The sequence below is a fragment of the Curtobacterium sp. MCBA15_008 genome (assembly GCF_001865065.1).
Lineage (GTDB): Bacteria > Actinomycetota > Actinomycetes > Actinomycetales > Microbacteriaceae > Curtobacterium.
On record NZ_MJGN01000001.1, the window covers coordinates 198,710 to 212,660 of the forward strand.

Here is a 13,951-nt window from a genome sequence, read left to right on the forward strand (position 1 = left end):
GTCCGTCGCTCGGGGCGGTCCGTGTCAGCGGCTGCGTTCCACGACGGACTCGGCGAAGCGGATCAACGCCCGCTTCACCGTCCCGTCGGGGAGCGGTGCGAGCGCGTCGACCGCTTCCGTCGCCCACCGGACCGCGACGGCCCGGGTGGCGGAGGTGGCCTCGTGCTCGCGGAGGGCGGCGACCGCGGACTGGTACGGCGCGGAGTCGACCACGTCGTCCGGCGCCGCGTTCACGTCGCGCTCGATCCGTTCGAGGAGCGCGACGGCGTCCGGCGCTCCCGTCGCTGCGAGGCGGCGCAGCTGGAGCAGCGGCAGCGTGTCGACGCCGGCGCGCAGGTCGTTGCCGGCGATCTTGCCGGTCTTCGCCTTGGCCGGTGCGAGGTCGATGACGTCGTCGACGAGCTGGAAGGCCACGCCGACCTTCTCGCCGAACGTGCCGACGGCGTCGAGGTACGACCGGTCGGCACCCGAGAACATCACGCCGGCGCGGGCGGCGGTCGCTATGAGCGACCCCGTCTTGTCGCTGAGCACCTGGATGTAGTGCTCGACCGGGTCGTCCTCGGGCTGGGGGCCCGTCGTCTCGTGGAGCTGCCCCATGCAGAGGCGCTGGAAGGTCTCGGCCTGCATCCGGATGCCCTCGGTGCCGAGGTCGGCGGTGATCAGGCTGGCCCGCGCGAAGAGCAGGTCGCCGGTGAGGATCGCGACGTTGTTGCCGTACGTCACGTGCGCTGCCGGGACCCCGCGGCGCACCGGGGCCTCGTCCATGACGTCGTCGTGGTAGAGCGACGCCAGGTGGGTGGTCTCGATGCTGACCGCGGCCTTCACGACCGCGTCGGTCACGCCGTCGCCGAGCTGCGCGATGAGCAGGGTCAGCGTCGGCCGGATCCGCTTGCCGCCGGCGGAGAGCAGGTACCGGCTCGTCGTGTCGGCGAGGGTGTCGGTGGAGCGCATCGCTTCTTCGAGGCCCTGCTCGACGAGCTCGAGCCCGTCGTCGACGGCCGAGATGAACCGACGCTCGGCCGGGGTCGCGAACAGACGCTCGCCGATGCCCAACGATGCGCGGAGACTCGGTGCGCGACGTGCGACCGGGACGCTCGGGTTCAAGTGCTGCTCCGTGGTTCGGGGGTGGACCGGTCAGCCGGCGGTGGGCTCGGCGCTGGGCTGGTCGGCGCTGGGCTGGTCGGCGCTGGGCTGGTCGGCGCTGGGCTGGCCGGTGACCGGCTTGCCCAGGCTGGGCTGCTCGCCGGTGTGCTGGTGCGCACGACGGGCCTTCGCGCGGCGGGCGACGGACTCGCGCACCGGCTCGGCCACGGGCTTCCGACCACGGTGCAGCGCGACGATGCCAGCGGTGAGGTTCCGGTAGGCCACCATCGTGAACCCGACGCCCCGGAGCCACTGGCTCAGCACCTGCTGCTCGGGCCAGGCCTCGATCGACTCGGCCAGGTAGCGGTAGGCGGCCGGGTTGCTCGACGACAGGCGTGCGACACCGGGCAGGACGCGCTTGAGGTAGGCGCCGTAGCCGAAGCGCAGGAGTGCGAGCGGCGGCGTCGAGAACTCGCAGATGACGACGCGGCCGCCGGGCTTGAGGACGCGGAGCATCTCGCCGAGGGCCTGCATCGGGTCGTTGACGTTGCGCAGGCCGAACGAGATCGAGACGGCGTCGAAGGAGTCGTCGTCGAACGGCAGGTGCTCGGCGTCGCCCTCGACGAAGGTGATCTCGGGGTGACGCTCGCGGCCGACGGCGATCATGCCCGCCGACAGGTCGAGCGCGGTGACCTCTGCCCCCTTCTTGGCGAAGGCCGCGGCGCTCGTGCCGGTGCCGGCGGCGATGTCGAGCACGCGTTCGCCGGGCTGGGGGTCGACCGCGCGGACCGTCGCGACACGCCACAGCGGGGCGTTGCCCGCGGAGAGGATGTCGTTCGTGAGGTCGTACTTCGCGGCGACGTCGTCGAACATGGCCGCCACCTCGTCCGGCCGCTTGTTCAGGTCCGCTCTGCTCACCCACAACATCCTAGAGGTCCCGGCCGAGCGTTCCCCGGTCCGTCGTCGGATCGCCCGACGCGTACGATCGGACCGTGACCCGAACCACCACGGCGGCCCCACCGCTGACGGTCTCGACCCGGATCCTCGACGACCCGGGCGCCGTCCTCCGCCACACCCTCCGGGACAGCCCGCTCGCGTTCGTCCGGAACGGCGACGGCATCGTCGGGATCGGCGAGGCGCTCCGCTTCACCTTCAGCGGCCCGGAGCGGATGCGCGAGGCGTCGGCGGTCTGGCGCACGCTCGTGCAGGACGCGGTGGTGGACGACCCGGTGCAGCTCCGCGGGACGGGCCTGGTCGCGTTCGGGGCCTTCACGTTCGCCGACGACTCCGCCGAGACGAGCGTCCTGATCGTGCCGCGCGTCGTGATCGGCCGGCGTCGCGGCAAGGCGTGGCTGACCGCGGTCGACACCACGCCGGACCCGGCCCCCCTCACGTTCACCCGCACGTCCGCACCGGTCCCCCGCGTCGGCGAGCACGTGTCGGTGCAGCTCACCCCCGGCCGGATCGGCCCCGAGGCCTACGCCGCGCGTGTCGCCGACGCCGTCCGCCGGATCGCCGCCGGGGACGCCGAGAAGGTCGTCCTCGCACGCGACCTCGTCGGGCAGCTCCCACCCGGCGCGGACCACCGGGCGCTGCTGCTCGACCTCGCCGCCGCGTACCCGCAGTGCGTCACCTTCGCGGTCGACGGACTGGTCGGCGCCACCCCGGAGACCCTCGCCCGCACCGACGGCACGCGGCTCTCCGCCCGGGTGCTCGCCGGCAGCGCGGCCCGCGGCGCGGACGCTGTGTCCGACCGTGCCGCCGCCGAGGCCCTGGCGGCCAGCGCGAAGGACGTCGGCGAGCACGCGTTCGCGATCGACAGCCTCCTCGCCGCGCTCCGCCCGATCGCCACGGACCTCCGTGCCGACCCGGAGCCGTTCCGGCTGCAGCTGCCGAACCTGTGGCACCTCGCGACCGACGTGCAGGCGACGCTGCCCGTCGGGACGACCTCGCTCGACGTCGCGGACGTGCTGCACCCGACGGCCGCGGTCGCCGGCACCCCGACGGACGTCGCGGTCCGGCTCGTCTCCGAGCTCGAGGGCGCGGACCGCGGTCGGTACGCCGGTCCGGTCGGCTGGCTCGGCGCGAACGGCGACGGCGAGTGGATGCTCGCGCTCCGCAGCGCGCAGATCAGCGAGGACGGATCCCTCCGGGCCTGGGCGGGCGCCGGGATCGTGGCGGGGTCGGATCCCGACCGCGAGGTCGCCGAGACCGCGCTCAAGTTCCGTCCGATGACGGACGCACTCGCCTGATCGGCGGCCGGCCCGGCCGGCTCACTCGGCCAGCGGGACCTCGATGACGAGCCGCTCGGCGGGGTCCGTGAGCACCTGCTCCAGGTCGCCCCACGTCGCGGCACGTCGGTACTCCCACCCGAGGCCGGTCACCACGCGCTCGACGTCGACGTGCTGTGGCGTCGTCATCATCCGTCGCATGTCCGCCTGGGGAGTGGTCGCGGCGACCTCGAGGCCACGGAAGATCGCTCCCCCGGCGTCGTTGCCGACGATGACCTGCACGCGGTGGTGCGGCTCCTCGGTGCCGGTCACGAACGCGCCGACGTCGTGCAGCAGGGTGAGGTCGCCGAGCAGCACCCGGGTCGTCCCCACCGGGGCCGACGACCGCTCGAGCGCCGCCGCGATGCCGAGTGCGGTCGAGACGGTGCCGTCGATTCCGGCGAGCCCACGGTTGGCGTGCACCCGGATCGCCTTGCCGGCGACGTGGCCGTCGGCGACGCGGATGATCTGCGACGCCCCGAGCACGAGCCGGTCGTGCGGCCAGGTCGCGCCCCACACCGCGTCGGCGAGCATGGTGCGGTCGACGGGACGGCGGCGGAGGGCGACCTCGTCGCGGAGGAACTTGTTGCGCTCGGCGCGGTCCTCGGACCGCTTCGCGTCGAGGTCCGGTCCGGCGTCGCCGTCCCCGAGGAGCGCGCGGCTCGCCGCCACCCAGCGCCCCACCCACGCCCGGTGTTCCGGCCGGGTGCGGCCCGTCACGCGGACGTCGGACACGAAGGTGGTCGGGGCGTCGGGCCGGGAGGCGCGGGCCGGGTCGAACGGGTCGGCCGCCGGTGAGCGGACCACGATCGTCTCGACGTCGTCGCGCTGCAGGAGCGCGGGGACCTCGCGGCTGAGCGTCGGGTGGCCGAGCACGACGGCGCGGCGGACCACGCCGCCGAAGGCCGGGTCACGGAGGAGCTCGCGGTAGGTGACGACGAGGTTCCGCCCGAAGCGGGCACCGCTCGACACCTCGGCGATGAGCGGCGCGCCGAGCTCCCAGGCGATGCGCTCGGCGTCGGCACCGGCGTCGTGCCCGGCGATGACGACGGTCGCGGGCTCGTCGTCCGGCGCGAGCTCGATCACCGGCAGTCCGGAGTGCACGCGGCGTGTGGCGAAGGCGAGGTCGACCTCGTCGTCGGGGACCGCGTGGACGTCCTCGTCGCTGAGTCCGGCGGAGAGCGGTTCGCGGAACGCCACGTTGAGCTGCACCGGACCGGGCTGGCCCTGGTGTCCGGCGGCCGCGGCGACGGCCTGGCGGACGAGGGTCCGGACCGTGTCGACCGTGCTCGCGTCGACACCGTGCACGGAGGGCGCCTCGACGTCGCGGACGAAGTGGACGGCCGCGCCGAAGATGCCGGGCTGGACGGTGGTCTGGTTGCTGCCGATGCCCCGGAGCTCGTCGGGCCGGTCGGCGCTGACCACGATCATCGGGACGCCGGAGTGGTGCGCCTCGAGCACGGCGGGGTGCAGGTTCGCCACGGCGGTCCCCGAGGTGGTCACGACCGCGGCGGGCCGACCGGACTCGACCGCCAGGCCGAGCGCGTGGAAGCCCGCGGTCCGTTCGTCGAGGCGGACGTGCACGCTGATGCCGCCGGCGCGCTCGAGGGCGGCGGCGGCGAGGGCGAGAGCCTGCGACCGTGACCCGGGGCTCACCACGACGTCGGTGACGCCGGCGCGGGCCAGTTCGGTCAGGAGCGCGAGGGCGAAATCGGTCGCGGTGCTGCCGGACCCCGCAGGGCCGTCAGCGATCGGTGCGGCCGTCGTCGGGCCGCTGGTCCCGTTCGCCTCGTTCGCGGCGGCGGTCCCGCTCGCGGTCGCGGAACTGCTGCTCGAGGTCTCGGAGGGTCTCGTCGTCCTGGTCCTTGTCCGTGCGGTGCTGCTCGGGGCCTGATGGGCCGCCGAGGAAGTCCGGGTCGTCTTCGGGTCCACGGTACCCGGACCCGCCGCCGGGTTCGGTCGCGGGAGCACGACCGAGCAGGAACCAGAGGACGGCGCCGAGCACAGGGAGGACGATCACGAGGAGGATCCAGATGCCGCGTCGGAGGGAGCGGATCCGCTGGCGGGGCATGGTGGCGCAGTCGATCACCGCGTACACCGTGAACGCCACGGCGGCCACGACGACGATCAACCACAGTCGGACCATGGCGACGACACTACGTCGCGAGCCTGTGGGGTCCCTCCGCCTGCGCTCCCAGCGGCCTGCGCTTCCGTAGACTTGCCGGGTGAAAGCGTGGCTCGTCTACACCCTGGCCCGTCTCGGCATCTTCGCCGCGGCCGTGGCGCTGCTCCTCCTGACCCCGTTGCCCTGGTACTGGGCCGTGATCGTCGGAGCCCTCATCGGCCTGCTCGTGTCGTACATCGCCCTCGGCAAGCTGCGCGAGCAGGTGACGACGAGCCTGGCGAACCGCCGCGGCAAGCCCGAGCGCGACGCGGACTCCGACTTCGAGGACGACTTCGTCGACACCGCCGACTCCGACGCCCCCGTCGCCCGTCCGGTCTCCGACGCCGACCGGCACGCCGCCCGTCGCGAGCACGACCAGGACTGAGCCCGACCACGGCCGAGCCCGACCAGGGCTGGTCCGTGGCGCCGGCGGGGGACTACGGCTGGATCGCCAGCGTGATCCCGAGCACGACGCCGAACACGAGCGACGCGAACGACGACAGCTGGAGCGCCGTGATGAGCTCGCGCGGCTTCCGCGACGACACCCCGATCGCGAGTGCCGGCAGGGCCAGCAGCAGCGAGAAGTACGTGAAGCCGGTGCGGAAGTAGAGCAGGACGAACCAGAGCAGCACCACGTACGGCAGCATCAGGAACAGCCCGTACAGCACCCGGGCCACGGGCCGTCCGACCACGACGGCGAGCGTGCGCTTGCCGGCGAGCCGGTCCTCGTCGATGTCGCGGATGTTGTTCACCATCAGGACGGCGCAGGCGAAGAAGCCGGCGGCGACGGCGGCTGCCCAACCGCTCGTCGTGACGTCGCGGATGAGCACGTACTGCGTGCCGAGCACCGCGACGAGGCCGAAGAAGACGAAGACGAAGACCTCGCCGAGCGCGTTGTACCCGTAGGGCTTCTTGCCGCCGGTGTAGAACCACGCGGCGACGATCGCGGCGGCGCCGACGAGGAGCAGCCACCACAGCTGGGTGAGCACGACGATCGCGATCCCCGCTACGGCGGCGAGCCCGAAGAACGTCAGGGCGACCGTCAGGACGGTGCGGGGCTTCGCGAGTCCGGCGCCCGTCAGCCGGGCCGGGCCGACGCGGAACTCGTCGGTCCCGCGGACGCCGTCGGAGTAGTCGTTGCTGTAGTTCACGGCGATCTGCAGGAACAGCGCCACGAGCAGCGCCAGGACCGCGATGACGACGTGCCCGTCCTTCGCCAGGTACGCGCCGAAGTCGCCCGGCTCACCGCTGTCCACGAAGCCGACCGTGGTTCCCATCACGACGGGCACGACGCCGAGCGTCAGGGTGCGGAGCCGCGCGCCGCCGATCCAGTCGCGGGCGGTCGCCTTGCGCTTCGTGCGCGCGGGCGCCGCGGCCTTCGCCGGGTTGCCGGAGCGGCGCTTGGACTGCGTCGAGTTCTTCGTTCGTGCCACGACCGCTCATCCTATTCGCCGGTCGGCAGCAGCACCGCGCCGGGGCCTACGGAGTCGCTGCGAGTGCCTGGATCGCCCGCCGGTCGGGCTTGCCCGACGCGAGCATCGGCAGCGCGTCCACCAGGACGACGGCGGCGGGACGGGCCGCTCGACCGAGGGCCGCTCCGACGTGCTCCCGGACGCGGTCGAGGTCGAGCGGTCGCGCCGTCACGACGACCGGTACCTCGCCCCACTCCCCCGACCCGCGGCGGGTGACCACGGCGGCGTCCTGCCCGGGGAGTTCCCGGACGAGCCGTTCGACGAGCCCCAGCGGCACCTTCTCGCCCCCGGAGATGACGACGTCGTCGAGGCGGCCGAGCACTTGCACACGGTCATCGACCGTTGCGGCATCGCCCGTGCGGTACCAGCGGAGGCCGTCCCGCTCGACGAAGGTCGTCGCGGTGCGGGCGTCGTCGCCGAGGTACCCCTCGGCGAGCATCGGCCCGTGCAGCCACAGTTCGCCGTCGACGACCGCGGTCCGGACCGTGCCGAAGGGCACGCCGTCGTACACGCAGCCGCCGCTCGTCTCGCTCGCGCCGTAGGTGGTCACCACCCGGACCCCGGCCGCACGGGCTCGGTCGCGGAGGGGCGCGGGCGTGGCCTGACCGCCGACCAGGACGGCGTCGAAGGACGCGAGCGCCTCGGTCGCACGGGTGTCGTCGAGCACGCGGGCGAGCTGCACCGGCACGAGCGAGGTGTACCGCCGCGGGGCCGCGGGGCCCGTGTCGACGCGGTCTGCGGCGTCCGCGAACGCCGCAGCGTCGAAGTGCCCCGGTGCCACCACGGCGGGCGTCGTCCCCGCGGCGATCGACCGGGTCAGGACGTTGAGGCCCGCGATGTAGTGCGTCGGCAGCGCCAGCACCCACGCGCCCGGTCCGCCGAGCGCCGCGTCCGCGGCAGCGGCGCCGGCGAGGAGCGCGTCCGACGAGAGCGCCACCCGCTTGCCCGTCCCCGTGGAGCCGCTCGTCTCGACCACCAGGGCGACCCGCTGCGAGACGTCGGCCGGAGCCGGTGTCGGCAGCGCCGGGGCGCCCTCGGCGACGGGGAGCAGTGCGGGGCCGCCGGCGAGTGCTGCCTCCAGGCCGCGCAGCACGCTCACCGGGTCGGACGCACCCAGGGTGACCAGCGGACGCGTCATCGGTCGGACCCGGCCATCAGTAGTGCCAGGGGAACGCGGTCCACTCGGGCTTGCGCTTCTCGAGGAAGGAGTCGCGGCCCTCGACGGCCTCGTCCGTGCCGTAGGCCAGACGGGTGGCCTCGCCCGCGAAGACCTGCTGGCCGACCAGGCCGTCGTCGACCGCGTTGAAGGCGTACTTGAGCATCCGGATGGCCGTCGGCGACTTGCCGAGGACGATCTCACCCCAGCGGATCGCCTCGCGCTCGAGGTCCTCGTGCGGCACCACCTTGTTGACGGCACCCATCTCGTACGCGCGCTGGGCGGAGTACTCCTCGGCGAGGAAGAAGACCTCGCGCGCGAGCTTCTGGCCGATCTGCTTCGCGTAGTAGGCGCTGCCGTACCCGCCGTCGAACGAGCCCACGTCGGCATCGGTCTGCTTGAACTTCCCGTGCTCGGCGCTGGCGATCGTCAGGTCGCAGATCGCGTGCAGGGAGTGTCCGCCGCCGGCCGCCCAGCCCGGGACGACCGCGATGACGACCTTCGGCATCATCCGGATGAGACGCTGGACCTCGAGGATGTGCAGCCGTCCCATCGACGCCTGCGCCGCGGCCGGGTCGACCCCCTCGGGTGGAGCACCTTCGTCGCCGACGTACTGGTAGCCGCTCCGACCGCGGATCCGCTGGTCGCCGCCGGAGCAGAACGCCCAGCCGCCGTCCTTCGGGCTCGGGCCGTTGCCGGTCAGCAGGACGACGCCGACGCGCGGGTCCTGACGGGCGTCGTCGAGGGCACGGTAGAGCTCGTCGACGGTGCGCGGGCGGAAGGCGTTGCGGACCTCGGGACGGTCGAACGCGACCCGGACGATGCCCTGCGAGACGTGCTTGTGGTACGTGATGTCGGTGAACTGCTCCGCGATCGGAGCCGCGGTCCAGACGTCGGGATCGAAGAGGTCGGAGACGGGAACAGCCATGCCCCCACGCTACCGCCGGGGCGGACCGGCTAGTTGCTCGTCCCGCTCGTCGCCGAGCCGCCCATGTCGGTGAGGAGCTCCGGCGCGACGATCACGAGCAGGACGATGAGGATCACCGGGTTCGCGAAGAACGCCACCACGACGCCGACCGCCCCGTACCACCGGCCGAACGAACCCACGGCGGCGACGAAGCCGAGCACCGCGGCGATGAGGGTCAGGAACACGACGACGAAGCAGATGCCGAACGCGAAGTCGGTGTCGCCGCCCATGAAGACGGCGAAGGCACTGGCGTCGACGGCGGCGGAGACGACCGCCAACCCGAGGGCGATCTTGCCGACGACGGGGTTGCGCTTCCGCCGTGCCGCCTGGCCCTGCTGGCGGACGTCGACGGTGTTGCGCTGCATGAGGCGAGCGAACTCGTCGGTGTCGCGGCCGGGGGCGCGAGCGGCACCGGCGGGGGTGCTGCGGACCGGGGACGCTGCCGGCGACCCGGCGCGCGGCGACGGCGGAGTGGCTCGCTGCGAAGGCGGGGTCACGGCTCGGGGCGGTGCTTGGGCGGGGCGCTGCGCTGCCTGCGCGGCACGCTGCGACGCCGGCGTCGACGGACGCCCCGACGTGCGCTGCTGCGGATCCCGCGCCACCGAGCCTCCTTCGTCCGACCCTCACCCTGCTGCCGACCGGAGGCCGACCGATGCATGCTAATGCCCTGCCCTGGCGGTCCCCTCCGAGGAAGTGTGAGGTGCCCTGGACGTCGCCGAGGGACGCCGGCTGGGAGGATGGGACCGTGCTCCCCGACCTCGCCGAACTCCTCGCCGACGCCCACGTCGTCGCCCTGCCGATGCGGGTGCGGTTCCGCGGCATCACCGTACGGGAAGCCCTCGTCCTCCGCGGCCCCGCGGGCTGGACCGAGTTCTCGCCCTTCGTCGAGTACGACGATGCCGAGGCGGCCGCGTGGCTCCGCGCGACCGTCGACTTCGGGTGGACCGAGCACGAGCCCGCCGCCGACTCCGTCCCGGTGAACGCCACCGTCCCCGCGATCGCGCCCGACGCCGTCGCCGCGCTCCTCGCCCGCTACCCCGGGTGCACGACCGCCAAGGTGAAGGTGGCCGAACCGGGCACCTCGATCGACGACGACGTCGCGCGGGTCGCCGAGGTCCGACGGGTCATGGGACCCGACGCCGCCGTCCGGGTCGACGCGAACGGGCTGTGGTCGGTCGGCCAGGCCGCCGAGGCACTCGAGCGCCTCGCCCCGTTCGGTCTGCAGTACGCCGAGCAGCCCTGCCGCACGGTGCCGGAGCTGGCCGAGCTCCGGGCCCGGATCGCGGGCCTCGACGTGCCCGTCGCCGCCGACGAGAGCGTGCGGAAGGCCTCCGACCCGCTCGCCGTCGCCCGGGCCGGGGCCGCCGACGTCCTCGTGGTGAAGGCGCAGCCGCTCGGCGGCATCACCGCGGCGCGCGCCGTGGTGGCGGACGCCGGGCTGCCCTGCGTGGTCTCCAGTGCGCTCGACACGTCGGTCGGGCTCGGGATGGGGGCGTTCCTGGCGGCGGCCGCGATGTCACCGGGGTACGCCGCGGGGCTCGGGACGGCCGCGATGTTCGCGTCGGACGTGTCCGCGTCGCCGCTCCTGCCGGTCGCCGGACGCATCCCGGTCGAGCGCGCTGCGGTGTCGCGGGAGCTGCTGGAACGGAACGCGGCGTCGCCGGAGCGCACCGCGTGGTGGCGCGCGCGGCTCGAGCGCGTGCACGCGCTCCTCGCCGCCTGACGTCGCGCGCGGCACGCGCGTCGCGGAGCGCTGCGCGCCTCGCCGAGATCGCACTTCCGACGGTTTCGCCGCGGCCCGGGCGCCACGAAGTGCGACCTCACGGGTGCCGGGCACTCGCCGACAGCCGGCGAGGTGGCACGGCGACGTGCCGCTCCCGCTCCCGCTCGCCGAGATCGCACTTCCGACGGTCTCGCCGCGGCCCGGGCGCCACGAAGTGCGATCTGACGGGCGGCAGGCGCTCGCCGACAGGCGCTCACGAGCGGCAGGCGGGCGGCAGGAACGACGCGAGTGCGGCCCGAGACGTGGCCGGAGACGGACTGGAGGCGCGGTGCCAGCTGGCACCGCGCCTCCAGGACGACCGTGGTCGCGTCAGCGACGCTCCGGGGTCACAGCCCCGAGTAGCTGTGCAGCCCCTTGAAGAACACGTTCACGACGGAGAAGTTGAACATCACCGCAGCGAAGCCGATGAGTGCCAGCCACGAGGACCGTGCGCCGCGCCAGCCGCGCGTCGCCCGTGCGTGGATGTACCCGGCGTAGACGACCCAGATGATGAAGGTCCAGACCTCTTTCGTGTCCCAACCCCAGTAACGACCCCAGGCCCGCTCGGCCCAGATCGCACCGGCGATGAGGGTGAAGGTCCAGAGCACGAAGCCGACGAGCAGCACGCGGTAGGTGAGAACCTCGAGCCGGTCGGCGTCCGGCAGCGTCGCCATGAAGCGGAGCTTGCCGGTCGGGCCGCGACCCTGCCGGTACGTCTGCACGAGCTGCGCGACCGCCAGGCCCGCTCCGAGCGCGAAGAAGCCGGTGCCGGCGATGGCCACGAACACGTGGATGACGAGCCAGTACGACTCGAGCGCGGGCACCAGCGGGCGGACCGGCACGTAGTAGTTCACGGTGGCGATGCCGAGCAGGATGATCGTCAGGCCGGTGATGAAGACGCCGAGGAACTTCAGGTTCTGCCAGAGCTGCACGAGCAGGAAGATCAGGATGATCAGCGCCGTGCCGGTGAGCGAGAACTCGAACATGTTGCCCCACGGCACACGGTCGGCCGCGATGCCACGGAGCACCACCGAGCCGACGTGCAGCACGAGCGCGAGGACGGTCATCGCCATGCCGACCCGCTCGAAGCGGGTGCCGCGCCGTGACCCGGCGTCGCCGTCGGCGGTCTGGTCGACCCGCTCGAGGACGACGGTGCCGCCCCGGACGGTCGCGACCGTCTTCTCGGCGGTACTGGCCTGCGGTGCGGCGGTGCCCGCCGCGGCCGCGGTGACCTCGCCGGAGCGCTTCGCCATGTCGAGGGCGAACGCGATGAACGCGATGACGTAGACCGCCATCGCGGAGTACGTCAGCACGACCGAGTAGGTCGCGAGGTTCGTGGTCATGTCGTTCACTGGGGCATCCTAACTCCGAGGTCCGACGTGTGGCGCTGGGCGATGTCCGCGACGGCCCGTTCGAGGTTCGGGTCCTCACCGCGGGCGAGACCCGCGTACTCCAGGGTGTACTCGGTGTCCGACCCGTCGGGGTCGGGGTCGGTGGTGCGCTTCGTCAGCACGACCTTCACCCACACCCGGCGGCGCGGCACGAAGAGCGAGGTGAGCAGCCCGAGCACGGACAGCACGGCGAACCCGGCGACGAACAGCTGCGACGGGTCGTGGTGCACGTCGAGCGACACGTACCGCTTCACCCCGTCGAAGGTGATGGACCCGGCGCCGTCGGGCAGGGACTTCGTCTGCCCCGGCTTCAGCTCGATGCTCGCAGCGGCCGACTGCCGACCCGCGATCTGCTTCAGTCCGCTCGTGTCGAGCGTGTAGACGCTCTGCGGGACACCGTCGTCGAGCCCGAGGTCGCCCGTGTAGACCTGCAGGGTCAGCAGCGGGTTCTGGTCGTCGGGGTAGTTGCTGGTGTAGGCGCCGGTCGACAGCTTCGTGGCCGTCGGGTAGAAGAACCCGACCATGCCGAGCTGGTCCGGCACCGCGTCCGGCACCTTGACGACGCCGGTGGAGGTGTAGTTGGCGTCCTCGGGCAGGAACGGCACGACGTCCTGGAAGGCGATGTCGCCCTTGCCGTCGCGCACCGTCATCTGCATCGCGTAGCCGTTGCCGAGCAGGTAGACGTTCGTGCCGCCGACGCTCACCGGGTCGTTCACGCCGAGCCGGCCGGTCTTCGGCGCCTCGCCCGGCTGCCGGGTGGTCACGGTCGCGGAGTAGTCGAGCGCCTGTCCGAGGGCCTCGAGGTTCCGCTCCTCGTACTTCGTGACGAACTTGTCGAGCGTCAGGTTGTAGCCCTCGAGGTCGCTCTGCTGGAACCAGCGGCCCGGGTTGAACGAGTCGTACGAGCCGAGCACGTTCGAGAAGGTCTGCCCCTCGACGAGGAGCCGCTGCCCGGTGTAGCCGAACCCGCCGCCGACACCGACCGCCAGGAGCACGCCGACCAGGGCCGCGTGGAACACCAGGTTGCCGGTCTCGCGCAGGTAGCCGCGCTCCGCGCTCACCGAGTCGCCGAAGCGCTCGACGCGGTACCCGGACCGCTTCAGGATCGCCATCGCGCGGGTGACCGCGTGCTCGACGGATGGGAGGCCCGTGGCCGCGTCCGTCCCGCCGCTCGCGCCCGTCGTGGTGTCGCGTTCCAGGGTCGCGCGACCGACCGGCACGCTCCGGTAGCCCGCCAGGCGGGCCAGACGCACCGGCGTCTTCGGCGGCCGGGTGCGGAGGGCCTGCCAGTGGTGCTTCGTGCGCGGGACGATGCAGCCGATCAGGGACACGAAGAGCAGCAGGTAGATCGCCGAGAACCACACCGAGGTGTAGGTGTCGAAGACCTGCAGCTTGTCGAGGACCGGGAAGAGCTGCGGGTGGTCGGCCTTGTACTGCACGACGCCGTTCGGGTCCGCCGTGCGCTGCGGCACCAGGGAACCGGGGATCGCCGCGAGGGCGAGGAGCATGAGGAGGAAGAGCGCCGTCCGCATGCTCGTGAGCTGGCGCCAGAAGAAGCGGAGGTAGCCGATCGGACCGAGCCTCGGCTGGGCGACGCCGGAGTCGCCGGGGCCGGAGCCGTCGACGTGGTCGGACGGTCGCTGCGGGTCGGAGACGGCGTCGGCGCCCTCGGCCGCGTCGGTCGGG

The 13,951-nt window shown here is 73.1% G+C and carries 13 protein-coding genes; 3 read left to right on the forward strand and 10 right to left on the reverse strand.

What is annotated here, in order from left to right:
• Positions 1–24 precede the first annotated feature (24 nt).
• Together BIU96_RS00880 and BIU96_RS00885 are read right to left on the reverse strand one after the other, a co-directional pair.
• Positions 25–1,104, reverse strand: a complete 1,080-nt coding sequence (locus BIU96_RS00880; protein ID WP_071290709.1) for a polyprenyl synthetase family protein — start codon at positions 1,102–1,104, stop codon at positions 25–27.
• A 30-nt stretch (positions 1,105–1,134) separates the two neighbouring features.
• Complete coding sequence (locus BIU96_RS00885) at positions 1,135–2,001, reverse strand: demethylmenaquinone methyltransferase (RefSeq protein ID WP_254785873.1); 867 nt, start codon at positions 1,999–2,001, stop codon at positions 1,135–1,137.
• Positions 2,002–2,075: 74 nt separating this feature from the next.
• Here BIU96_RS00885 and BIU96_RS00890 point away from each other — a divergent pair, with 74 nt between their 5' ends.
• Positions 2,076–3,335, forward strand: a complete 1,260-nt coding sequence (locus tag BIU96_RS00890) for an isochorismate synthase MenF (RefSeq protein WP_071290710.1) — start codon at positions 2,076–2,078, stop codon at positions 3,333–3,335.
• A gap of 21 nt (positions 3,336–3,356) precedes the next feature.
• Here BIU96_RS00890 and menD read toward each other — a convergent pair whose 3' ends face one another.
• Positions 3,357–5,105, reverse strand: a complete 1,749-nt coding sequence (menD, locus tag BIU96_RS00895) for a 2-succinyl-5-enolpyruvyl-6-hydroxy-3-cyclohexene-1-carboxylic-acid synthase (protein WP_071290766.1) — start codon at positions 5,103–5,105, stop codon at positions 3,357–3,359.
• Positions 5,098–5,499 carry a PLD nuclease N-terminal domain-containing protein gene (locus tag BIU96_RS00900; protein WP_071290711.1) on the reverse strand — a complete coding sequence of 134 codons (402 nt, stop codon included), beginning with the start codon at positions 5,497–5,499 and terminating at the stop codon, positions 5,098–5,100. Before BIU96_RS00900 ends, menD begins: the two co-directional genes overlap by 8 nt.
• 79 nt (positions 5,500–5,578) lie before the next feature.
• Between BIU96_RS00900 and BIU96_RS00905 the strand changes: the two genes are divergently transcribed.
• Positions 5,579–5,902 (forward strand): DUF4229 domain-containing protein, encoded by a 324-nt coding sequence (locus BIU96_RS00905; RefSeq protein WP_071290712.1) that lies wholly within the window; start codon positions 5,579–5,581, stop codon positions 5,900–5,902.
• A gap of 52 nt (positions 5,903–5,954) precedes the next feature.
• On the opposite strand, the gene BIU96_RS00910 is transcribed toward BIU96_RS00905, so the two are convergent.
• The 4 genes from BIU96_RS00910 to BIU96_RS19275 are packed head-to-tail and all read right to left on the reverse strand — an operon-like array spanning position 5,955 to position 9,477.
• Positions 5,955–6,950: a 1,4-dihydroxy-2-naphthoate polyprenyltransferase gene (locus tag BIU96_RS00910; RefSeq protein WP_071290713.1), complete on the reverse strand. Its 996-nt coding sequence runs from the start codon at positions 6,948–6,950 to the stop codon at positions 5,955–5,957.
• 46 nt (positions 6,951–6,996) lie between these two features.
• Positions 6,997–8,127 carry an AMP-binding protein gene (locus tag BIU96_RS00915; RefSeq protein WP_071290714.1) on the reverse strand — a complete coding sequence of 377 codons (1,131 nt, stop codon included), beginning with the start codon at positions 8,125–8,127 and terminating at the stop codon, positions 6,997–6,999.
• Positions 8,128–8,143: 16 nt separating this feature from the next.
• Positions 8,144–9,073, reverse strand: a complete 930-nt coding sequence (locus BIU96_RS00920) for a 1,4-dihydroxy-2-naphthoyl-CoA synthase (protein ID WP_071290715.1) — start codon at positions 9,071–9,073, stop codon at positions 8,144–8,146.
• A gap of 29 nt (positions 9,074–9,102) precedes the next feature.
• Complete coding sequence (locus BIU96_RS19275) at positions 9,103–9,477, reverse strand: hypothetical protein (RefSeq protein WP_139199661.1); 375 nt, start codon at positions 9,475–9,477, stop codon at positions 9,103–9,105.
• A gap of 380 nt (positions 9,478–9,857) precedes the next feature.
• Between BIU96_RS19275 and BIU96_RS00930 the strand changes: the two genes are divergently transcribed.
• Complete coding sequence (locus tag BIU96_RS00930; protein WP_254785878.1) at positions 9,858–10,835, forward strand: o-succinylbenzoate synthase; 978 nt, start codon at positions 9,858–9,860, stop codon at positions 10,833–10,835.
• A 386-nt stretch (positions 10,836–11,221) separates the two neighbouring features.
• Here BIU96_RS00930 and ccsB read toward each other — a convergent pair whose 3' ends face one another.
• Positions 11,222–12,217 carry a c-type cytochrome biogenesis protein CcsB gene (ccsB, locus tag BIU96_RS00935; protein ID WP_071290768.1) on the reverse strand — a complete coding sequence of 332 codons (996 nt, stop codon included), beginning with the start codon at positions 12,215–12,217 and terminating at the stop codon, positions 11,222–11,224.
• A 5-nt stretch (positions 12,218–12,222) separates the two neighbouring features.
• Positions 12,223–13,951, reverse strand: a 1,729-nt coding sequence (locus BIU96_RS00940) for a cytochrome c biogenesis protein ResB (protein WP_254785881.1), incomplete at its 5' end; no start/stop codon positions are given.